This is a genomic window from Nocardia anocheti, from assembly GCF_029675105.1.
Classification (GTDB): domain Bacteria; phylum Actinomycetota; class Actinomycetes; order Mycobacteriales; family Mycobacteriaceae; genus Nocardia.
In genome coordinates this window covers 704433-726128 of the sequence record NZ_JAQQFV010000002.1, presented here as the reverse complement: position 1 = coordinate 726128, position 21696 = coordinate 704433, and the positions used below count along the sequence as shown (strand labels likewise).

At 69.5% G+C, this 21696-nt stretch carries 22 protein-coding genes and 1 pseudogene; 14 read left to right on the top strand and 9 right to left on the bottom strand.

What is annotated here, in order from left to right:
• Positions 1 to 154 precede the first annotated feature (154 nt).
• Both QC180_RS07405 and QC180_RS07400 read left to right on the top strand, forming a co-directional pair.
• Complete coding sequence (locus QC180_RS07405) at positions 155 to 985, top strand: hypothetical protein (protein WP_278261849.1); 831 nt, start codon at positions 155 to 157, stop codon at positions 983 to 985.
• Between the two features lie 6 nt (positions 986 to 991).
• Positions 992 to 1447: a hypothetical protein gene (locus tag QC180_RS07400; RefSeq protein ID WP_278261848.1), complete on the top strand. Its 456-nt coding sequence runs from the start codon at positions 992 to 994 to the stop codon at positions 1445 to 1447.
• Between the two features lie 707 nt (positions 1448 to 2154).
• Here QC180_RS07400 and QC180_RS30320 read toward each other — a convergent pair.
• The 5 genes and pseudogenes from QC180_RS30320 to QC180_RS07375 form a co-directional block, all read right to left on the bottom strand.
• Positions 2155 to 2556 (bottom strand): annotated as a pseudogene (locus tag QC180_RS30320) (WXG100-like domain-containing protein); the annotation flags it as partial.
• 3 nt (positions 2557 to 2559) lie between these two features.
• Positions 2560 to 2877 carry a WXG100 family type VII secretion target gene (locus tag QC180_RS07390; RefSeq protein WP_278261846.1) on the bottom strand — a complete coding sequence of 106 codons (318 nt, stop codon included), beginning with the start codon at positions 2875 to 2877 and terminating at the stop codon, positions 2560 to 2562.
• Positions 2874 to 3362 (bottom strand): YbaB/EbfC family nucleoid-associated protein, encoded by a 489-nt coding sequence (locus QC180_RS07385; protein WP_278261845.1) that lies wholly within the window; start codon positions 3360 to 3362, stop codon positions 2874 to 2876. The genes QC180_RS07390 and QC180_RS07385 overlap by 4 nt, the downstream gene beginning before the upstream one ends.
• Positions 3363 to 3470: 108 nt before the next feature.
• Positions 3471 to 4184, bottom strand: coding sequence for a DUF6882 domain-containing protein (locus QC180_RS07380; protein WP_278261844.1), 714 nt, complete (start codon positions 4182 to 4184; stop codon positions 3471 to 3473).
• A 244-nt stretch (positions 4185 to 4428) separates the two neighbouring features.
• A complete protein-coding gene (locus QC180_RS07375) occupies positions 4429 to 5418 on the bottom strand; it encodes an NADP-dependent oxidoreductase (RefSeq protein WP_278261843.1) in 990 nt (329 codons plus the stop codon).
• 220 nt (positions 5419 to 5638) lie between these two features.
• Here QC180_RS07375 and clpB point away from each other — a divergent pair, with 220 nt between their 5' ends.
• The 8 genes from clpB (at position 5639) to QC180_RS07335 (ending at position 14616) form a co-directional block, all read left to right on the top strand.
• Positions 5639 to 8212: an ATP-dependent chaperone ClpB gene (gene clpB / locus QC180_RS07370; protein WP_278261842.1), complete on the top strand. Its 2574-nt coding sequence runs from the start codon at positions 5639 to 5641 to the stop codon at positions 8210 to 8212.
• A 63-nt stretch (positions 8213 to 8275) separates the two neighbouring features.
• Positions 8276 to 9064 (top strand): DUF5666 domain-containing protein, encoded by a 789-nt coding sequence (locus QC180_RS07365; RefSeq protein ID WP_278261841.1) that lies wholly within the window; start codon positions 8276 to 8278, stop codon positions 9062 to 9064.
• Positions 9065 to 9132: 68 nt separating this feature from the next.
• Positions 9133 to 10242 (top strand): type III secretion system chaperone family protein, encoded by a 1110-nt coding sequence (locus QC180_RS07360; RefSeq protein WP_278261840.1) that lies wholly within the window; start codon positions 9133 to 9135, stop codon positions 10240 to 10242.
• Between the two features lie 58 nt (positions 10243 to 10300).
• A complete protein-coding gene (locus QC180_RS07355) occupies positions 10301 to 11107 on the top strand; it encodes an SDR family NAD(P)-dependent oxidoreductase (protein ID WP_278261839.1) in 807 nt (268 codons plus the stop codon).
• Between the two features lie 22 nt (positions 11108 to 11129).
• Positions 11130 to 11693, top strand: a complete 564-nt coding sequence (gene pyrE, locus QC180_RS07350) for an orotate phosphoribosyltransferase (protein ID WP_278261838.1) — start codon at positions 11130 to 11132, stop codon at positions 11691 to 11693.
• Between the two features lie 68 nt (positions 11694 to 11761).
• Positions 11762 to 12820: a beta-ketoacyl-ACP synthase 3 gene (locus tag QC180_RS07345; RefSeq protein ID WP_278261837.1), complete on the top strand. Its 1059-nt coding sequence runs from the start codon at positions 11762 to 11764 to the stop codon at positions 12818 to 12820.
• Between the two features lies 1 nt (position 12821).
• The gene (locus QC180_RS07340) at positions 12822 to 13517 is read left to right on the top strand and encodes a lysoplasmalogenase (RefSeq protein ID WP_278261836.1); all 696 of its coding nucleotides are present in this window, start codon (positions 12822 to 12824) and stop codon (positions 13515 to 13517) included.
• 97 nt (positions 13518 to 13614) lie between these two features.
• Positions 13615 to 14616 (top strand): alpha/beta fold hydrolase, encoded by a 1002-nt coding sequence (locus QC180_RS07335; protein WP_278261835.1) that lies wholly within the window; start codon positions 13615 to 13617, stop codon positions 14614 to 14616.
• Here the strand turns inward: QC180_RS07335 and QC180_RS07330 are convergent.
• Entirely contained in the window at positions 14598 to 15398 is an 801-nt protein-coding gene (locus tag QC180_RS07330; RefSeq protein ID WP_278261834.1) for an SDR family NAD(P)-dependent oxidoreductase, read from the bottom strand. The genes QC180_RS07335 and QC180_RS07330 overlap by 19 nt on opposite strands.
• Before the next feature lie 126 nt (positions 15399 to 15524).
• Between QC180_RS07330 and QC180_RS07325 the strand changes: the two genes are divergently transcribed.
• Positions 15525 to 16208 (top strand): TrmH family RNA methyltransferase, encoded by a 684-nt coding sequence (locus QC180_RS07325; RefSeq protein WP_278261833.1) that lies wholly within the window; start codon positions 15525 to 15527, stop codon positions 16206 to 16208.
• Positions 16209 to 16386: 178 nt separating this feature from the next.
• Positions 16387 to 17475: a glycoside hydrolase family 76 protein gene (locus QC180_RS07320; protein ID WP_278261832.1), complete on the top strand. Its 1089-nt coding sequence runs from the start codon at positions 16387 to 16389 to the stop codon at positions 17473 to 17475.
• A gap of 1 nt (position 17476) precedes the next feature.
• Here the strand turns inward: QC180_RS07320 and QC180_RS07315 are convergent, their stop codons facing one another.
• Entirely contained in the window at positions 17477 to 18175 is a 699-nt protein-coding gene (locus QC180_RS07315; protein ID WP_278261831.1) for a DedA family protein, read from the bottom strand.
• A 5-nt stretch (positions 18176 to 18180) separates the two neighbouring features.
• On the bottom strand, positions 18181 to 18837 hold the full coding sequence (locus tag QC180_RS07310; RefSeq protein ID WP_278261910.1) for a DedA family protein: 657 nt from the start codon (positions 18835 to 18837) through the stop codon (positions 18181 to 18183).
• Between the two features lie 152 nt (positions 18838 to 18989).
• On the opposite strand from QC180_RS07310, the gene fbaA reads away from it, so the two are divergent.
• Entirely contained in the window at positions 18990 to 20063 is a 1074-nt protein-coding gene (fbaA, locus tag QC180_RS07305; protein WP_278261830.1) for a class II fructose-bisphosphate aldolase, read from the top strand.
• A gap of 36 nt (positions 20064 to 20099) precedes the next feature.
• Entirely contained in the window at positions 20100 to 21218 is a 1119-nt protein-coding gene (locus tag QC180_RS07300) for a BTAD domain-containing putative transcriptional regulator (RefSeq protein WP_278261829.1), read from the top strand.
• Here QC180_RS07300 and QC180_RS07295 read toward each other — a convergent pair.
• On the bottom strand, positions 21215 to 21541 hold the full coding sequence (locus QC180_RS07295) for a winged helix-turn-helix transcriptional regulator (protein WP_278261828.1): 327 nt from the start codon (positions 21539 to 21541) through the stop codon (positions 21215 to 21217). The genes QC180_RS07300 and QC180_RS07295 overlap by 4 nt on opposite strands.
• Positions 21542 to 21696 lie beyond the last annotated feature (155 nt).

Here is a 21696-nt window from a genome sequence, read left to right as displayed (position 1 = left end):
GCCGGTGGTGGGGGTGACGTGGAGGGCCTGGTCGTTGGCGGGGGTTACCGGGCGGAGGGATTCGCGGGCCTGGCGGGCTCGGGTGGAGTTTTCCAGGTCTTGGGGGGTGAGGGTGGGGTCGGCGGGGTGGGTGTTGGTGGCGGGGGTGGTGTCGGTGGAAGGGCTGTTGGTGGCGGTCGACTCGGTTGCCGGGGGTGTGTCTGTGGGGGTCGACTCCGTCGGGGGCGACGCTTGGGTGGGATCGGCGTCGGTCGACGGGGTGGGCGGCGATGTCGCGTCTGGTGATGGAGTGGTTGGCGTCGCGGGGCCTGGCGATGGGGTGGTTGGCGACGCCGGGTTTGTTGACGGGGTGTGGTCGGGGGTCGGTGTCGCGTCGGAAGTTGGTGTCGAGTCGACGGGCGGGGCGGTTTGTCGCGGCGCGTCTGTGGAAGGGTTTGTGGGGGTGCGCGGGGGCGTCGGGTTGGTCGACGGGTTTCGCGGTGGGGCGGTCGTTGGGTTCTGTGGGCGCGCGGACGTGGGTGGGGTGGTCGGCGGGGTGGTGCCGTTGGTGGGAGTTGGGCGCGTGGTTGTGGATGGTTGGGGAGTAGTCGTCGGCTGGCTCGTCGATGGACTGACCGGCATGGCAGTCATCGGGGGGACCGAGCTGGTCGGTGAGCTGGGGGTGGAAGGGGTTGTCGGCGTGATGTTTCCGGCCGGTTGGGCTGTGGTCGGGGCCGTGGGGGCCATTGTTGCCGCGGCGGTGGTGGTGTCGGCCGACTGTGGGGTGCGGTTCGGGTCGGTCTGGGTGTTCGGGGTGAGCGAGGGGGACGACGGTGTGCCGGGGGTGGACGGGGTGCCCGGGGTTGTGGGTTGGGTGGTCGTGCCAGGGGTGGTGGGGGAGGTGCCGGGGTTGGTCGACGTGGTGTCGCTGGGGGTCGACGGTTGTGTGGTCGACGGGGAGGGCGTCGTGGCGGCGGGGGGTGACGGGGTGACCGGCTGGGTCTGAGCTGGGGTGTCGGTTGAGGGGAGGTCCAGCGACGACGGGGTCTGGGGTGACGGGGTCGTCGGGTTTTGGTTGGGGGAGCCGGTGTCGGTGGGTGTGGAAGGGCTGGGGGTGGTGTCGCTCGGCGTCGAGGGGTTGGTGGCGGGTGTGGATGGATTGGTGTCGCCGGGCGTGGAGGGGCTCGGGGAGTTGGTGCCGGGTGGGTTCGGTGAGGTGTCGCCTGGCGTCGACGGGCTGGGTGAGGTGTTGCCCGGTGAGCTGGGGGACGTATCGCCTGGCGTAGTCGGGCTGGGCGAGTTGTCGGTGGGCGAGTTCGGGGTCGGTGAGGACGGGGATGGGGAATCGGCTCCCGGTGAGCTGGGTGACGGTGAACCGTCGCCCGGCGAACTCGGCGACGGGGATGAATCTCCCGGCGAGCTCGGCGAATCACCGCTAGGTGAGGAGGGATTCGTGCTCGCGGGTTGAGTTCCGCCGTCGCCGTTGGGTGTTGACGGGGAATTGGGGGCGCCGGTGGAGACGGGTGAGGCCGAGGGAGTGGTGTCGCCTGGGGTGGAGGGGGTTTCGGTGCCTGAGGGGGTGGCGGGGGCGTCGGTGCCGGGGACCTCGCCCAGGTCGGGAACCTCGGGGGCGGTGGTGGTTCCGCCGTTGTGGAGGCTGGATTCGATGCCGCTCTGGAGGCCGCCCGCGCCCGCGCTGGTGAAGGTGTCGACGCCGATGTCGAGTTTGAATTCCTGGCCGGTGAGAGCGGAGTTGAGGCCTGCGGTGGCGACCTGGGCGGAGAGGTCGGCGCCGAGTTCGGTGGCGGCGCCGGTGAGGGTTTGGGTGGCGAGTTTGCCGACCTTGTTGGAGATGTTGTCGCCGACGCCGCCGAGTTTGTCGCCGAGGCCGCCGCCCACGGCGCCGCCGACCGCGCCGCCGAAGGTGGCCAGGCCGAGGTCGGCCCAGCCGAATTTGTCCATCGAGCGGTCGCCGTTGGCGACCTGGATGGTGCGGGCGAGAGCGTCTATGCCGCCCTCTTCCAGTGCCTCGAAGGCCGCCCCCTTCAGCGCCGCGCGGGCCGCGGCCTTGGCGATGCCGCGCGCGATCATCCGGGTGATCAGCTGTTTCATCGCGATGCGCACTGCGACTTGCGCGGCGACGCGGGCCGCTACACCGGCGGCGGCGCCGATGCCGGTCCAGGCGGTGGCGATGGCGGCGGCGATCTCGACGGCGGCCACGATCATCGTGCCGATGATCACGAGCTTGGTGTGCTCGATGTCGTTGGCGCCGTCTTCGAGGATCTCGGCCTGTTTCTCGCACCATTTGCGGATGGCGGTGAAGGCGGCCTCGTCGCCGGACAGCAGTTTGTCGCGGTAGGCGGCGATCGCGTCGTGGGCCTCGCCCTCCGAGAGCGCGGTCAGGGTGGCGGTCAGCGCGGCGGCGGCGGTGTCGTCGACGGTGTCGAGGGTTTTGGCGGTGGTGGTCCAGGCGTCGGCGAGCCGGCGCATGGCGGTTTCGTCACCGTCGGGCCAATCTCCCGCGCCCAGAATGTATTTCGCGACCCACTGCAGTGAGTCGGGGATCTCGATGCCCACTGGCTAGGTTCCCGTCGACTGCTTCAGGGCGGCGGCCTGGGTGGTGTCCTGCTCGACGAGTTTGTCGGCCAGGGTGACCATGTTCGTGCCGAGTTGGGTCATCGTGGTGGCCAGATTGGCGACGGCCTTCTTGCCCTGCTCGACGCCCGGTGTGTAGTTCTGGGCGAAGGCGGTGCCGGTTTCGTCGGCGCCCCAACATTCGCCCTCGGCATCCAGGGCAGCGGTGAGGGCTTGGAGTGCGGAAGTCAGTGTGGTGGCGGCGGATTCGTAGGAACCCTTGGTGTTGCGCAGGGCGTCGGGGTCGACGTCGATCGAGCTCAACGCAGGTACCCCCGGTTGCGGAAGTACTCGTCCTCGTCATCGATGGGTGCCGCGGGTGGTGGGGTCGTCTCCGGTGGTGTGCGGAACTGGGCCATCAGGTCTTTGGTGTTCGGCGCGCCGGGGATGAGGTCGGGGAGGTCGGGGAGTTCGGCGGCGAGCTCGGTCAGCGGGGCGAGGGCCTGCTCCTGGCCCTGCGCCACGGACTGTTGCGCGGCGTGGATGGTCGCGGTGATCGCGGCGCCCAGCTTCTCCGGTGTCGAACGACGGAACGCCTCCGGCTCGACGTGGACCTCGATGACGCCGCCCGCGTTGGCGGTGACGCGCACCAGGTTGTCGTCCGACCACCGCGTCACCGGTTCGGCCGCCTTGCTCTGGGCGGCGAGCAGGGCGGCCGAATCCCGTTGATAGGCATCGAGCATCTGATCGATCTGCGAACGCAGGGCCGCGTTGCTGTCACGCGTGAACTCGGGCAGATCGTCGGTCATCGCGAATCCCACTCTCGGCAACAGGGTGTCGAGATATTGGACGCGCGGGGTTCGCGGAGAGATCCCTAATGTGTGCTATGTCTCATTTCGCGAGGGTTCGCTACGAAATCAGTTGGCGCCCAGGTGGGCATCGATGCCGGTGACTCGGGCCCATTCGTCGAAGGTGAGTCGCGCTTCGAGGGCGGGGCCGGTGAGGGTGGCGTGGCGGTGGTCGTCGGACCAGTGGATGGTCAGGCCGCGGTGGTTGGCGTAGGAGTGCACGGCGCGGCGGTGGTCGGTGATCGGGAATTCGGTGAGGGCCTGCTGGAGGACGCGCATCACGCGGGAGGATTCGGGGGCGGGCAGGGCGAACAGGGGGTGTTCGATGAGGAAGGCGGCGCGGGTGCCGCCGCCGACGGGGCCGCTGTAGGCGGTCCAGACGCCGGAGATGGCCTTGGCGGCGTCCATGAAGACGTTCACCACGGCCTCGGGGCGATCGGTGGGGGTGGGCAGCGCCGCGAACGGGACCTCCACGTCGGCGAGCGCGCTGATGCCGTAGCGGGTGCCGGTCTCGCGCACCGACTGGGCCAGGCCGGTGACGGTCTCCGGATATCCGGCCGGATTCCCCCACGACCACAACCACGACTGCGGGCCGGGCGCCGCCGAGCCGAGCAGGTGCATGCGCTCGCACTCGATCGGCTGGTCGCCGGTCAGCGTGAACCGGCCAGCGCGCAGATCGACACTCCACCCCCGGTCGCCGACGACGTCCGCGAGATGCAGCTGATGCTCGAACGAGTAGAGGGCGGCATCGTCCAGCAGATTCGACAGTGTCAATTCGGACATATCGACGAGCCTACCGAGATCGAGTCCCGTTGCTTCGCGGACGATTCGGGTGACAGTGCTCGCGGGGCTCAGTCATCGAGGCGGTCTGCGCCGAAGGCCGCCTCGATCTCGGCGCTCTCTACCGCCGCGTCAGCCGTTCCGGCGAACCGCGCGAGCCGTGCCTCGAGGTCGCTGGTCGCTACCTCTCGCGGTACCTGGATCGGTTGAAGTTCGCCGTCCGAACGCCCGTGTGGTCGGCGGGTGGTCATATCGCCAGGACGGTTTTTCCTCGGGCGTTGCCTGTGCCGAGGATGGTGGGGGCGGCTTCGAGGGGGACGGTCATCTGGACGGGGACGACGACGTCGCCCGCTGCTACGCGGGCGAGGAGGCGGGTGAGTTCGGGGGCGCGGCCCTTGGATTCGAAGTTGCCGCCGGTGATGTCGCGGGCGCGCAGGGCGGCTTCGTCGGCGGCCCAGGTGGTGGAGTAGGCGTGGCCGCCGCGGCGCACGAGGGTGGCGTGGCGGGCGAAATCGGCGGCGGGGCTGATCAAGTCGAACAGGACGTCGATGCCGTCGGGGTGGGTGAAGTGGACGGCGTCGGTGACGCTGGAGTCGCGGTAGGCGGCGGGGTCGGGGTCGACGAGGTTCGGGTCGGCGGGACGCGGCCGGGTGTAGTCGATGGTTTCGGCGGCGCCGAGGCGGGCGACCTGGTCGGCGGCGTCGCCGCGCGCCGTCGCGATGACGTGCGCGCCCGCGATATTGGCCAGCTGCACGAGGAACGAGCCGACGCCGCCGGTCGCGCCGACGATGAGCACCGTCTGGTCGGGCTGGATGTGCGCGGCGTCGACCAGGTCCTGCGCGGTGACACCGGCGATCGGCAGCGCGGCCGCGGCCACCGAGGTGACGCCATCGGGAATCGGCACGAGCGTCGCGTCTTCGGGCACCACCGAGAACTGCGCCCAGCTGCCGTGTCCGGCGGGCGCGGTGAGGAATTTGCCGACCACCTTGTCGCCGATGGCGAACTTGGTGACCCCGCTGCCCACCGCCGAGACCGTGCCCGCGCCGTCGACGCCGAGGATCATCGGGAAATCGGTCGGCATCTTGCCCTCGAGCAGGCCGTCGGCCATCTTCAGATCGAAGGGGTTGACCCCCGCCGAGTCCAGGGCGACCTGCACCTCGCCGGGGCCGGGCTCGGGCACCGGCACGTCGGCCAGCTCCGGGGTGCCGCCGAACTTCTGAACCACGATCGCGCGCATGTCGACGAACTCCTCGCATCGGTGAGAGCCGGGCAGGGGTAATCCTAGGCGGAACCCCTTCCGACATGCGGTGATCGACGGGCTTCGGTGGTGTCGCGGCGTACCGTCGAAGCGGTGCCGGGCCCCTGTCGACACGCTCAAACTTGAGCGGAATAGACTCAACTCTGACGCCGTTGGATGAAACGACAACAAAACGCGCTCCAACACACACGGAGGATCAGTGGATTCGTTCAATCCCACCACCAAGACTCAAGCGGCGCTGACCGCCGCGCTTCAGGCCGCGTCGGCGGCGGGCAATCCGGAGATTCGTCCGGCGCACTTGCTGGTGGCGTTGCTGGATCAGACCGATGGCATCGCGGCTCCGCTGCTCAAGGCCATCGGCGTGGATCCGGCGACGGTCGAACGCGAGGCGGGTGACATCGTCGACAAGCTGCCGAGCGCGACCGGTGCCACCACCACCCCGCAGCTCGGGCGCGAGGCGCTGGCCGCGGTCACCGCGGCGCAGCGGTTGGCCACCGAGCTCGGCGACGAGTACGTCTCCACCGAGCATCTGCTGGTCGGGCTGGCCACCGGCGATTCCGAGGTGGCCAAGCTGCTGCAACGGCACGGGGCGACCCCGGAGGCGCTGCGCGAGGCGTTCACTGCGGTGCGCGGCAGCGCGCGCGTCACCAGTCCCGATCCGGAGGCCAGCTACCAGGCACTGGAGAAGTACTCCACCGACCTGACCGAGGCCGCGCGCGCGGGCAAGCTCGATCCGGTGATCGGGCGCGACACCGAGATCCGTCGCGTGGTGCAGGTGCTGAGCAGGCGCACCAAGAACAACCCGGTGCTCATCGGCGAGCCGGGCGTGGGCAAGACCGCCATCGTCGAGGGCCTGGCCCGGCGCATCGTCGAGGGTGACGTGCCCGAGTCGCTGCGCGGCAAGAAGGTGATCTCGCTGGACCTGGGCGCGATGGTCGCGGGCGCGAAGTACCGGGGTGAGTTCGAGGAGCGGCTCAAGGCCGTGCTCGACGACATCAAGAACAGCGCGGGCGAGATCATCACCTTCATCGACGAGCTGCACACCATCGTCGGCGCGGGCGCGACCGGCGATTCGGCGATGGACGCGGGCAACATGATCAAGCCGCTGCTGGCGCGCGGTGAGCTGCGACTGGTCGGCGCGACCACGCTCGACGAGTACCGCAAGTACATCGAGAAGGACGCGGCGCTGGAACGGCGCTTCCAGCAGGTGCTGGTCGGGGAGCCGTCGGTGGCCGACACCATCGGCATCCTGCGCGGCATCAAGGAGCGCTACGAGGTGCACCACGGCGTGCGGATCACCGATTCCGCGCTGGTGGCGGCCGCGACGCTCTCGGATCGCTACATCACCTCGCGGTTCCTGCCGGACAAGGCGATCGACCTGATCGACGAGTCGGCCTCGCGGCTGCGCATGGAGATCGACTCGCGGCCGGTGGAGATCGACGAGGTCGAACGCGCGGTACGGCGCCTCGAGATCGAGGAGGTGGCGCTGGAGAAGGAGACCGACGCGGGCTCCAAGCAGCGGCTGGAGAAGCTGCGTCAGGAACTGGCCGACGATCGCGAGAAGCTCGGTCAGCTCACCACCCGCTGGCAGAACGAGAAGAACGCCATCGACTCGGTGCGCGTGCTCAAGGAGCAGCTCGAGGCGCTGCGCGGGGAGTCCGAGCGGGCCGAACGCGACGGTGACCTGGGCAAGGCCGCCGAACTGCGCTACGGCCGGATTCCCGCGCTGGAGAAGGACTTGGCCGCGGCCGAGCAGGCCAGCGGGGCGGCCGCCGACGGCGAGGTGATGCTCAACGAGGAGGTCACCCCGGACGACATCGCCGATGTGGTGTCGTCGTGGACGGGTGTGCCGGTGGGCCGGATGCTCGAGGGCGAGACCGCCAAGCTGCTGCGGATGGAGACCGAGGTCGCCGGGCGTGTGGTCGGGCAGGAAGAGGCCGTGCGGGCGGTGTCGGACGCGGTGCGTCGCGCCAGGGCCGGGGTCGCCGATCCGGACCGGCCGACGGGCTCGTTCATGTTCGTCGGACCGACCGGTGTGGGTAAGACCGAGCTGGCGAAATCGCTGGCCGACTTCCTCTTCGCCGACGAACGCGCGATGGTCCGCATCGACATGAGCGAGTACAGCGAGAAGCACTCGGTGGCTCGCCTGGTCGGCGCGCCGCCCGGATACGTGGGCTACGACCAGGGCGGACAGCTCACCGAGGCGGTGCGCAGGCGGCCGTATTCGGTGGTGCTGTTCGACGAGATCGAGAAGGCGCACCCGGACGTGTTCGACATTCTGCTGCAGGTGCTCGACGAGGGCAGGCTCACCGACAGCCAGGGCCGCACGGTCGACTTCCGCAACACCATCCTCATCCTCACCTCGAACCTCGGTGCGGGTGGCGACAAGGACGAGGTGATGGCGGCGGTGCGGCGCGCGTTCAAGCCGGAGTTCATCAACCGGCTCGACGACGTGGTGATGTTCCACGCGCTCGACGCCGAGCAGTTGGAGTCGATCGTCGACATCAACCTGCGTCAGCTGCAGAAGCGGCTGGCCCAGCGCAGGCTGACCCTCGACGTGAGCACCGAGGCCAAGCAGTGGCTGGCCGTGCGCGGCTACGACCCCGCCTACGGCGCGCGGCCGCTACGCAGGCTCATCCAGCAGGCCATCGGCGACAGCCTGGCCAAGGAACTGCTCTCCGGCGCGATCGTCGACGGGGACACCGTGCGGGTGAGTGTGGACGACGCCACCGACAAGCTGCTCGTCGGGCGCGAGGTTGTCCACAGCTCGTGATTTGTCCACAGCCCGGTGCGTGAGGGCCTCCCAAACGCACCGGGCTGACCTACGCTGGAGCCCATGACGAACCCGAACGATCCGTGGGGGCAACACCCGGAGGATTCGCCGACCGAACGGTTGGGTTCGCCGGGTGTGGAATCGACCAAGCCGTACGGCTCGGGGTTCGACGAGTGGGGGCAGCCGTCGAACCCGACCCAGGCCCTACCACCCCACGACGCGCAGTGGGGTGCCTATGAAAGTGGTTATCCCGCAGCGCAACCGCCCCCGCAGCAGGCTCCGCCGCCCGGCTACGGCCCGGGTTATCCCGGTGCGCCGCCGCCGGGGTATCCGCCGCAGCCGCACGGCGGTGACCAGGGCCCGCCGCCCAAACGCAACACCGGATTGTGGATTCTGCTCGGACTGGGCATCCTGGCGCTGATCGCGGTCGGCGGTGTGCTGGCCGGGCTCATGCTCAGTGGCGGCGGTTCCGACGACGACACCCTGGCCACCGCGCCGACGAGCACCCAACCGCTGGTGCCGCCGACCTTCGGTCAGCCGACCACTCCGGTCACCCCGCCCGACACGCCCGGCCTCCCCGGATTGCCCGGTTTGGGCGGTGGCGAGGACCTCGGTGCGACGATGGGCAGCATCACGGCCAACACCGGCACCGAGATCACCATGAGCACGCTGGGTGGTTCGACGGTGCGGGTGCTGATCGACGATGCGACCCAGGTGATCTCGCTGACCAGCACGAAGGCGAGCGAACTCCCGGTCGGCGACATGGTTATGGTGCAGGGCGACAAGAATCCAGACGGGTCGATCCACGCCGAGATCATCATCAGCACGGCGTTACCGAGCGGCCCCCGATGAGCGACCCGCGCGTCGAATCCCCGGTGCTGCCGGGCAATCACGGCGACGGCTGGATAGGCTAGGCGACGATGACGGCTATGTGGTTCGGGTTGGCGGCGATCGCACTCGTGGGTGCGGTCGTGCTGCTGTATTTCGATCGGGTCCAGCGACAGCGGACCGGGCACGCCAGGCAGGTCTGGGCGAAGTCCCAGGGCTATACCTATGTCTCGGTGGAGCCCGCGCTCGCCTCGACCTGGCGTCGCGGCGCGCTGGCCAAGCTCGGCTACCTCTCGGCGGTCGACGTGGTCTCCGGTATTCGCAAGGGCGAGAAGTTCGTGCTCTTCGACCTCGAGGACGCGGCCACCCTGGTGGCGGTGCGCAGGCAGATCGGCTCGGAGATCGATGTCGACATGCGTCTCAAGACCGCGGCCCCGCCCAAGGACCACGACCTGGAACTGCTCGGCGCCATCGGTGACCGGGTGGTGTTCGCCACCGATCCCGAGATCGCCCGCCACGCCGTCGACCAGCGCATGGTCGGCTTCATCGAATCGCTCACCGACACCATGCAGATGCTGTGGAGTGAGGGCAACTGGACCCTGGGCATGCTGCCGGTCGGCAGCGGCGCCAAGGACTGGGAGTCGGCGATCGACGCGGTGCTGCGCCTGTCGGGTCTGCTGCACGTGCTGCCGCCGGTGGCCGAACCCAACGAGTACAACCGTCCGCGCTCCAACGCCGACGAGCCGCTGGGCGAGGGCTTCCGCCCCGAATACGACGACGAGCTCGACGACGCCGCGCCCCTCGACCTCGAGGACCGCGGCCGCGCCCGCTTCCCCGGCCCCGACGACGAGGACGATCGCTACCGTCCGCAGCCCGAGCGCGCCCCCGCCAACCGCGCGCCCGCCGCGTCGGAGGACGACTACCCGTTCGAGCCGCGTCCGGCCGCCAACCGCCCGCCGCGCCCCGCCGACTACGACCCCGACCTCGACGATCCCGAGTTCGAGGACCAGCCCGCGCCCGGCCGCCGCCCGCTCGGCGAGCCCCCACGTCGGCCCTCGTTGGCGGTGGTCCCGGAGCCGCGGCCGCGCGTCGAGCCGCCGCGTCCGCGATCGGAGTCCGACGACGACGACTCGGAGCCGGGTCGTCCCGGTGGTCCGTTCCATCCGGGTTTCCGGCCGTATCAGGGGCCGGTTCCCAAGTGATCCCGGGCCGTGGTGACCCCTCGCCACGGCCTTTTCCGTCGAACCGAATCGACCAGCGATGACCGATAGTTCCGCGCGCCTGCCCGGCGCGTCCCGCCCCGTCGCCATGATCACCGGACCGACGTCCGGCATCGGCGAGGGTTTCGCCCACCGCCTCGCCGCCCTCGGCTACGACCTGGTGCTCGTCGCCAGGAACGAGACCCGGCTGCGCGCGCTCGCCGACGAACTCGCGCGTCGCTACGACACCGGCACCGAGGTCCTGGCCGCCGACCTCGCCGATGACGACGACCGCGCCCTGGTCGCCGAGCGCGCGGGCAAGGGCATCCAGTTCCTGGTCAACAACGCGGGCTTCGCGCACTCGGGCGAGTTCTGGACGCTCGAGCCCGGTGAGCTACAGGCCCAGCTCGACGTCAACGTCACCTCGGTCCTCCAGCTGACCAGGGCCGCGCTGCCCGCGATGGTCGCCGCCGCGTCCGGTTCGATCGTGAACGTGGCCAGCGTGGCCGGGCTGATCCCCGGACGGGGGTCGACCTACTCGGCCTCCAAGGCCTACGTCGTATCCTTTTCCGAAGGGTTGGCGGGCGGCCTGGTGGGTACCGGGGTGCGCGTGCAGGCGCTGTGCCCCGGATTCGTGCGCACCGAGTTCCACGAGCGCGCCGGGATCGAGATGGATTCGGTGCCGAAGCGGATGTGGCTCGAGGTCGATCAGGTGGTCGACGGGAGCCTGCGCGACCTCGACTCCGGCCGGGTGATCAGTGTGCCCGGTGTGCAGTACAAGGTGCTCACCACGGTGGCCGGGTTCGTCCCGCGGACCCTGATGACCCGGATGAATCGCGGACTGTTCAACGCACGCGGAAGGACCTAGGCATGAGAGGAACACAGCCATCATGATCGACCAGGCACGTCAGGCGCTCACCGAGGCCGATCGCGACCGACTGGCCGCGCTCGTGCGCGAGCTCGCGGTCGTGCACGGCAAGGTGACACTGTCCTCGGGCAAGGAGGCCGACTACTACGTCGACCTGCGCCGCGCGACGCTGCACCACCAGGCGGCCCCGCTGATCGGCTCGCTGCTGCGCGAGCTCGTGGCCGACTGGGATTTCGACGCGGTCGGTGGGCTCACCATGGGCGCCGACCCGGTCGCGATGGCGGTGATGCACGCTCCCGGTCGCCCGATCGACGCGTTCGTGGTGCGCAAGGCCGCCAAGGCGCACGGCATGCAGCGCCAGATCGAGGGCCCCAATGTGGTGGGCAAGCGGGTGCTGGTCGTCGAGGACACCACCACCACCGGCAACTCGCCGCTGACCGCGGTGCGCGCGCTGCGTGACGCGGGGGCCATCGTGGTGGGCGTGGCCACGGTCGTCGACCGGGAAACCGGCGCCGACCAGGTGATCGCCGAGGAGGGGCTGGAATATCGGTCCATCCTCGGACTCGATGACCTTGCTCTGAGTTAGCCTGAACAGCGCCAAGCCCGGGCGACGATGTGGTCGCCCGGTAATTCTGAAGGACGTGTGAGTCACCTGTGGTGAGCATTGCAGTAAACAAAGGTCGCGACAACGTTGCGATGCTCGGGATCGGTGCCTACCGTCCGCAGCGCATCGTCAGCAATGCCGAGGTGTGCGAGACCCTCGACTCGACGCCCGAGTGGATCTTCGAGCGCACCGGTATCCACAACCGGCGCTGGATCAGCGGTGACGAGACCATCCGCTCGATCGCCGCGGCCGCGGGCGAGCGCGCGCTGAACAACACCCCGCTTGACCGCACCAAGATCGGCGCGGTCATCCTGTGCACCTCGAGCTGGCTCAAGCTCACCCCGCACGGCGCCCCCTCGGTGGCCTCGGATCTGGGCCTCAACGGCGTCGCCGCCTTCGACCTCACCTCCGGCTGCGGTGGCTTCGGCTACGGACTCGGCGTCGCCGCCGACCTGATCCGGGCCGGTTCGGCCGACTACGTGCTGGTGATCGGCGCGGAGACGATGACCGTGGGCCTGGACAAGTCCGACCGCGGCACCGCGATGATCTTCGGTGACGGCGCGGGCGCCGTGGTCGTCGGTCCGGCGGAGGAGAACGGTATCTCGCCGACGGTGTGGGGCAGCGACGGCGAGAACGCCGAGGCCATCGCCCAGAACATCGACTTCCTGGCCTTCCAGGACCGCGCCCAGAAGATGCAGGGCACCGATCCCGAGGTCGAGCCGGTGGGTCAGATGTCGCTGCGGATGGAGGGCCCGAAGGTCTTCCGCTGGGCCGCGGTGACGCTGCCGCGCGCGCTCTCGGCGGCGCTGGAGAACTCCGGGGTGGCCAAGGAGGACATCGAGGTCTTCATCCCGCACCAGGCCAACGCCCGGATCAACGAGCTGATGAAGAAGAACCTCGGCCTGGCCGAGGGCATCCCGATGGCCAACGACATCGAGAACACCGGCAACACCTCCGCCGCCTCCATCCCGCTGGCCATGGAGGAGATGCTGGTGACCGGCAAGGCCAAGGGCGGACAGCTCGCGCTGCTGCTCGGCTTCGGCGCCGGACTGAGCTACGCGGGCCAGGTCGTCACCCTGCCGCCCGCCCCGAAGGAACCGAGTTTCTGACGTGCGCGCGCTGCGGGTCGGCTATCTCACGGCGGCGGCGGTCACCGTCTTCGGTGCCGTCACCGGCCGCGAGCGGCTGCAATGGGTCGCCAAGCCGCTGCTGATGCCGCTGCTCGCGGCCGACGCGGTGACCAGCGGAAACGAGCTCGATCCGGCCGAACGCCGGATCCTGCTCGGCGCGCTGGCCGCCGCCACCGTCGGTGACGTGCTGCTCATCGACCCCGACGACGATCGCCGCCTGATCGCGGGGGCGTCCTCGTTCGCGGTGATGCAGACCGGCTACTCGCTGCTGTGGTGGCGTCGCGGTGCCCGCCCGCGCGCGGAGATCGCCGCGCCCCGGGTACTCGCCTGGCTGGGTGCGGCGGGTTTGCTGCGCGCCAAGGCCCCGAACCTGGCCCTACCGCTGAGTGCCTACGGCGCGACCCTCGGCACCGCCGCCACCCTGGCCTCCGATCCGGCGCTCGCACCGGGTGCGAAGAACATCGCGGGCCTGAACATTCCGGATGCCGATCCGCGCAGCCGGTACGGTGTGGGCGCGCTGCTGTTCACCGTCTCCGACGGGTTGATCGTGCTGCGCCGGTTGTTCGCCCGCGAGGAGCGCACCCGCCGTGTCACCGAGGGCGTCATCCTGGCGACCTACGCGGCCGCCCAGTATGTCCTCACTGTTCCGCCTCCGCGCGATCCTGACCAGAGCTAGGACTATGGGGTTCGCCGGTGCCCGGTGATTCCAGGGGTCATCCACGGCTAACGCTGGGGGTACCTTGGGCGCAATATTTCTGGCGCACGCTTCGGGGATGAACGGGAAAGTGCGGTTCGTCGAGGTGCACGGGTATCGGCGCGCGTACCGGATGGCGGGGTCGGGGCCGCCGGTGTTGCTGATCCACGGGATCACCGACAGCTCCGGGACGTGGGCGCCGGTGTTCGACAAGCTGGCCGAGCACTACACCGTGATCGCGCCCGATCTGCTCGGTCACGGCGAATCCGCCAAGCCGCGCGCCGATTACGCGGTGGCCGCCTACGCCAACGGCATGCGTGATCTGCTCAGTGTGCTGGGGATCGACCGGATCACCCTGGTCGGGCACTCGCTCGGGGGCGGGGTGGCGATGCAGTTCGCCTACCAGTTCCCGGAGAAGGTGGAGCGGATCGCGCTGGTCTGCCCGGCGGGGATGGGTGCGGGCGTGCATCCGGCGTTCCGGCTGGCGACGTTGGCCGGGGCCGGTCCGGCGCTGATGGCCATGACCAGCTGGCCGGTTCGCACGGCGGTGCTGACCTCGATTCCGCTGGTCCGGGCGCTCGGCGGCCTTGGCCTCGGGCCCGACGCCGAATACGTGCTGCGCCTCTACGGCGACCTCGCCGACCCCGGCGCCCGCAATGCGTTCCTGCGCACCATCCGCGCCGCCGCCGACCGGCGCGGCCAGACCATCACCATGCTCGACCGCGGCTACCTGGCGGCCCACCTGCCCACCATGGTCATCGGCGGCACCCGCGACACGGTCATCCCGTCCGGTCATGCCGAACGCGCCCACCGCGCCTTCCCCGGCAGTCGCATCGAGATCTTCCCCGGCGCGGGCCATTTCCCGCACCACTACGACCCCGAACGCTTCGTCGCCCTCATCCACGATTTCGTCCAGCACACCGAACCCGCCGTCTTCGACCCACTGCGCTGGCAACGCACCCTCCGGCGCGGCCGCCCGATCGTGGCCCTCCCGTCCCCGGGAACCGGCCCGTCCGTGGGTCTGCCGAGCGCGGCGCCCACCGTGGGCGAAGACCGAAGTCCTCAGCGCAGCCTGCCGTAGGCCACGCGCAGCAGCGGCGCGACCAACCCGCGCGGGGTGTACTGCCCACCGACGGTCTGCGCCTTGGCGAACAGCCCGGGAACCACCCGTCGACGCCCGGCGGCCAGGCCGGTGAGCGCCTTCTCGGCCGCGTCCTCGGCCGACACCCACAGCGGGCCCGGCACCAGATCGTCGAGGTTGGACACCCCGGCGGCCTCGCCGTATTCGGTGCGAACCGGCCCGGGCGCGAGCAACGTGCACACCACGTTGGTTCCGTTCAGCTCGCCGTGCAGGGATTCGGCGAGAGTGTTGGCGAACGCCTTGGTGGCGGCGTAGGTGGCATTGCGCGGGCCGGGCTGGTTGCCCGCGGTGGAACCGGTGATCAGGATGGCGCCGCTGTCACGCGCCAGCATGCCCGGCAGGACGGCCAGCGTGAGGTCGTGCACGGCGACACAGTTCAGCTCCACCTCGCGACGCTCGCGCTCGGCGTCCGCGTCGGCCAGGTCGCCGTAGGTGGCGTAGCCCGCGTTGTTGCACAGCACGGTGACGGTGCGGGTGGACAACTCGTCGCACAGCGCCGCGCGGGCGGCACGATCGGCCAGGTCGACGGCGCTGACCTCGACCTCCACATGATGCGCGTCGCGCAACCGCGCGGCGAGCTCCCGGAGGCGGTCTTCGCGCCGCGCCACCAGGATCAGCGACTGGCCGCGCCGGGCGAGCCCTTCGGCCAGCGCGGCGCCGATCCCGGACGACGCGCCGGTGACCACCGCGCGGCTACCGGTGACGGGAGTGGGCAGAGGCATGGGTTCCCCTTTCGGTCGATTCGGCATCGATGGTGGCTGGCCGGTGCCGAGGGTGGGCCGCGCCGCGCCGCAGGGCGGTCAGGTCCGGTTCCGGGCGGGTGGGTCGGCGGGCCTAGCATTCTCGGGGTGAGTGAGTCTGCGCAGGAGCCCGACACCCAGGTCATCGGACCGACCGAATGGGGCGAGCATCCGCACGGACTCGGCCCGTGGGAGCAGGAGTACGGCACGCCGCCGCCCACCGACGAACGCTATGACCCGGTGCTGCTGGCCGAGGGGGACCGGCGCAATGTCGTCGATGCCTACCGGTACTGGACCAGGGAGGCGATCGTCGCCGACATCGACGCGCGCCGCTTCCCGTTCCACGTCGCCATCGAGAACTTCGGCCACGACGCCAATATCGGCACGGTCGTGCGCACCGCCAATGCCTTCGCCGCCGCGGCCGTGCACATCGTCGGCCGACGGCGCTGGAACCGGCGCGGCGCGATGGTGACCGACCGCTACCAGCACCTGCACCACCACGCCGACCTGACCGAGTTGCGCGCCTACGCCACGGCCCAGGATCTGACCGTGGTCGCCGTCGACAATGTCCCCGGCGCGGTCCCCCTCGAGACCGCCCAGCTGCCCGAGCGCTGTCTGCTGCTGTTCGGGCAGGAGGGCCCCGGCGTCAGTGATGACGCGAAAGACGCAGCGGCCCTGACGGTTTCGATCGCGCAGTTCGGTTCCACCCGCAGCATCAACGCGGGCGTGGCGGCGGGCATCGCCATGCACGCCTGGATTCGCCAGCACGCCGACCTGTCCACGGCCTGGTGAACCGGATGGCGGCGAGCGGTGTGATCGAATCGGCCTCGGAACGGTAACGGAACGGGCGCGGAAACCGGGCGGCAGCTGGCACCATGGTGCCATGACCTCGCGCAGCGGCCGGCGCCCACAGCCCTCTGATCGCGCCGGATCCGTGCCGACCCCGGCGCTGTGGTCCGAGCGTGCCGACATGGCCGAGTCCGCGATCGTCTCGCGGCACCTGCGCACGCTGTGGGGTTGTCCCGGAACGGAATTGGGTGTCGTGGGCTGGCCCGCCACCCGTCGCGAGCGGGCCTTCGCCAGCTGGCACTACTGGTGGCAGGCGCATCTGCTCGATGTCGCCGTCGACGCGGCCAACCGCGTCCCGACCCCGGCCCGCCGCCGTCGCATCGGCGCGATCGCCCGCGCGCACCGACTACGCAACATCACCGGCTGGACCAACCGCTACTACGACGACATGGCCTGGTTGGCGATCGCGCTGGAACGCGCCGAACGCACCCAGGAACTCACCACCGCGCGCCGCGGTCTGATCGCCCTCGAACAGCAACTGCACGGCGCGTGGGCCCCCGAACTCGGCGGCGGCATTCCGTGGCGGGTGCGTTCGGACTTCTTCAACGCTCCGGCCAACGGCCCGGCCGGTATCGCGCTGCTGCGCCTCGGCCGCGTCGAACGGGCCCAGGAGATGGCCGACTGGCTCGACGCCACCCTGCGCGATCCGGAATCCGGCCTGATCCTCGACGGCATCCACCTGCCCTCGGGCGAGATCGAACGTCCAGTGTTCAGCTACTGCCAGGGTGTGGTGCTCGGCCTGGAGACCGAACTGGCCGTGCACACCGACGACGATCGGCACGTCGAACGGGTCGGTCGCCTGCTGGCCGCGGTCGAGGAACACATGACCACCCGCTCGGTGATCGCCGGTGGCGGCGGTGGTGACGGCGGCCTGTTCAACGGCATCCTCGCCCGTTACCTCGCGGTCGTCGCGCTGATGCTGCCCGGTGACGGCAAGCAACAGCAGAGCGACCGGCGCACGGCCGCGGCCATCGTCAAGGCCTCGGCCACCGCCGCATGGGCCAATCGGCTCGAGGTCGAGGGCGAGCCGCTGTTCGGCCACGACTGGAGCAAACCGGCCCGGCTGCCCGGCGGCAGCGCGGGCGCGGGCAAGTTCACCGCGGGCGGCTCGGTGACGGCCTCGACCGTCCCCGAACGCGACCTGTCGGTGCAGCTCTCGGGCTGGATGCTGATGGAAGCCGCCTACCAGGTGACCGCCGCCGGGCTGTGACTCAGCGCTCCGACTCGGCGGCCAGGCGCGGCGTCTGGTCCAGGTCGTAGTCCTCGGCGGGCTTGGCCATCTCCTGGCGGTAGTGGCGGATGCCCAGGACGGTCCCGATCACCAGTCCGGCGACGAGGGTGCCGATCACCACGGGCATCAGCCAGGAGACCCGCTCCAGGAACTCGCCCGCGTAATAGCCGATGAGCAGCAGCACCGGCGCCCAGATGATCGCGCCGAGCGTGCTGGCGATGGTGTAGCGGCGGTGGTCCATCCCGGCCGCGCCCGCCACCATCGGGCACAGCGTGCGCACCCACGGAATCCAGCGCGCCACCAGCACCGCGAAGAACCCGTGCCGTTCCAGCAGCGCGGTGACCTTGGCCAGGTTCTCGGTGTTGATATAGCGGCCGTTCTTGCGCGCGACCAGGCGATGCCCGGTGCGGTGGCCGACCACATAGCCCACCTGGTTACCGGCGATCGCCGCCAGCATGGTGCCCACCGACAGCGCCCACACCTGGGATTCGCCGTTGGCGTGCGAGGCGAGCACGATGCCCGCGGTGATCAGCATCGAGTCGCCGGGCAGGAACAGCCCGATGATGAAGGCGCACTCGAGGAAGACGAAGACCAGCACCACCGTGCAGACCACGGCGGGGCCCGCCGAGATCAGCGGATCGAAGGTGCCCAGAGCGTGTGTCGACGGTCCCGCTGTCACTGCGATCAGTGCGTCTCGTTCGCCGACGCGGCCAGCTCATTGGCCTGCACGGGCTCGGCGGGCGCGTTGCGCCGCTCGAGCACCTTCTTACCGACGGTGATGATGGCGGGCAGGATCGAGACGAACACGATCAGCAGGAAGATCGCCTCGATGTGGTCGCGGATGAAGCCGACATTGCCGAGGAAGTAGCCCAGCACCGTGACGCCACCACCCCAGAGCACCGCGCCGACGATGTCGAAGGCCACGTACTTGCGGTAGTCCATCTTCGACACACCCGCCAGCACCGGCATGAACGTGCGCACGATCGGCACGAACCGGGCCAGGATGATCGTCTTCGGGCCGTGCTTTTCGAAGAACTCGTGCGTCTCGGTGATGTATTGCTTCTTGAAGAAACGGCTGTCCTCCTTACGGAAGATGGCCGGGCCGATCTTGCGGCCGATCCAATACGCGCACTGATCACCGAGGAACGCGGTGACGATCACCGCCGGAACCAGCACCCATACCGACATCGGCGCGTTCTCCTGCGCGGCCAGCATGCCGCCGGTGAACAGCAGCGAGTCACCGGGCAGCAACGGGAACAGCAGACCGGTCTCGATGAAGACGATGGCGAGGATGGCGGGTAGGACCGCGTTCTTCAGCCAGGTCTCCTGGAGCAGATACATCGGGTCCAGCAACTGGGTCAACGCGAGGTTGTTCGTCACTGCATCGGATACCGCCAGCAAAGTCACGGCCCCCACAGTACCGGGCGAATCTGTGACGTGAGCACCGGTGAACCCGTCCTTGCCTTCCTAATTTAGGGTGTGGCCTGACAGAATTGGTTTTTCGCTCCCGACACACGGAGGTCACTGCTGTGCCTATCGCGACTCCGGAGGTCTACGCCGAGATGCTCGGCCGGGCCAAGGCGCACTCGTTCGCATTCCCGGCCATCAATTGCACTTCGTCGGAGACGATCAACGCCGCCATCAAGGGCTTCGCGGACGCGGGCAGCGACGGCATCATCCAGTTCTCGACCGGTGGCGCCGAGTTCGGCTCCGGCCTGGGTGTGAAGGACATGGTCACCGGCGCGGTCGCGCTGGCCGAGTTCGCGCACGTGGTCGCCGCCCGCTACGACGTGACCATCGCACTGCACACCGACCACTGCCCCAAGGACAAGCTCGACACCTACGTGCGCCCGCTGCTCGCGATCTCGCAGGAGCGCGTGAACAACGGCCTGAACCCGCTGTTCCAGTCGCACATGTGGGACGGTTCGGCCATCCCGATCGACGAGAACCTCGAGATCGCCAAGGAACTGCTGAAGCTGTCGAAGGCCGCCAACATCATCCTCGAGGTCGAGATCGGCGTCGTCGGCGGTGAAGAGGACGGCGTCGAGGCCGAGATCAACGACAAGCTCTACACCTCGCCCGAGGACTTCGAGAAGACCATCGACGCCCTGGGCGCGGGGGAGAACGGCAAGTACCTGCTGGCGGCCACCTTCGGCAATGTGCACGGTGTGTACAAGCCGGGCAACGTGGTGCTCAAGCCCGAGGTGCTGGCCGAGGGCCAGCGGGTGGCCGCGGCCAAGCTGGGCCTGGACAGCGACGCCCAGCCCTTCGACTTCGTCTTCCACGGCGGCTCCGGCTCGCTGAAGTCCGAGATCGAGGACTCGCTGCGCTACGGCGTGGTGAAGATGAACGTCGACACCGACACCCAGTACGCCTTCACCCGCCCGGTCGCCGGTCACATGTTCGCCAACTACGACGGTGTGCTGAAGATCGACGGTGAGGTCGGCAACAAGAAGGTCTACGACCCGCGCAGCTACCTGAAGAAGGCCGAGACCTCGATGGCCGAGCGCGTGCTCGAGGCCTGCAACGACCTGAAGTCGGCCGGACGTTCCGTCAGCGGTTCCTGACCGGCCTCTCGTATCGATCTGACGGGGCCCGAGCTCATGAGTCTTGATGTCCGTGTGCTCGGGCCCGTTCGACTGCTCGTCGGCGGTGAGCCGGTGGCGGTCGGCGGGCCCAAGCCGCGCGCTCTGCTTGCCGCGCTCACTGTCAACCGGCGGCGCGCGGTGTCTTCCGCGGTGCTGGCCGAGATGGTGTGGAACGAGGATCCGCCGGACTCCTATGCCGCGAGTCTGCAGGTGTTCGTCTCCAATATCCGCAAGGCGCTGCGCAACGCCGGGGTGGATTCGGCGCAGGTGCTGCGCACCGAGGGGGCGGGCTACCGCCTCGAAATCCCGGACACCGCGTGCGATCTCGGCCGTTTCGAGACCGCGCGGGAGGCGGGCTCGCGCTGCTTCGAGCTCGGTGACCATCCCGGCGCGTCCAATCTGTTCGGTGCCGCGCTGCGCGAATGGTCGGGTCGCGCCCTGGCCGATCTGGCCGGACTGCAGTTCGCCGACGGCTTCGCCACCGCCATGAACGAGGAGCGTCTGCTCGCGGCCTCGGCCCGCGTGGACGCCGAGATCGCCTGCGGGCGCGCGTCTTCGGTGATCGGCGAGCTGGTCACGATGACCAACGAGCATCCGCTGCGCGAACCGCTGTGGGGTCAGCTGATCACCGCGCTGTACCTGTCCGGCAGGCAGGCCGACGCGCTCGAGGCGTGCCGTCGGGTGCGCGGTGTGCTCGCCGAGGAACTCGGGATCGATCCCGGCGCCGCGCTGATCGAGCTGGAGCAGCGGGTGCTGCGCCAGGAGCCGCTGAATGTGTTGACCGCCAAGCGATCCGATCAGGTCGCCGCGGCCATGACCGAGACGGTCACCGAGGTCCCGCGCTCGATCCGCAACGGCAATCTGCGCTTCGCCGACGGCCGCACGATCCCGATTCCGCACGGCGGCATCAGGATCGGGCGGATGACCGACAACGAACTGGTCCTCGACGACCCCAAGGCCAGCCGCTACCACGCCCACATCATGCCCAGCCGGGCCGGACTGCTGATCAAGGATCTGCACTCGGCCAACGGCGTGTACGTGAACGAAGTACCCATCGACAGTGGGGCTCTGCTGGCCGACGGGGATGTCATCCGGATCGGCGCGACCCTGCTGACCTTCCTCGCGGTGGCCTAGCGGCTCAGGCGCTGCTTCGTGTCGTAGCTCTCGCGCGCCCGGTCGACCTCGGTGAGGTTCACCGACCATTCGGCCAGCGCCGCGAACAGTGGTGCCAGGCTGCGTCCGAGATCGCTGATCTCGTAGACCACCCGTGGGGGCACCTCCGCGAAGTAGGTGCGCGCGATCAGTCCGTCGCGCTCGAGCTGCCGCAATCGCTCGGTCAGCACCTTGGGCGTGATCGTGCCGATCCGCCGCTGCAACTCGACGAATCGATGCGGGCCGTGCTGATGCAGCACCCAGAGGATCGGCGTGGTCCAGCGGGAGAACACGACGTCGACCACGGGTGCGATCGGGCATGCGTTCTCCGGGGCGACGTCATCGCCTGGGTTCCATGCTGTGTCGCTCGTCACGTATCCATTACTTTCCTCTAGGTACCTACTATCTCTACGATAGTAGCGTCGCCCGAGTACACAGACGAACTCGGAAAGAGGAACGA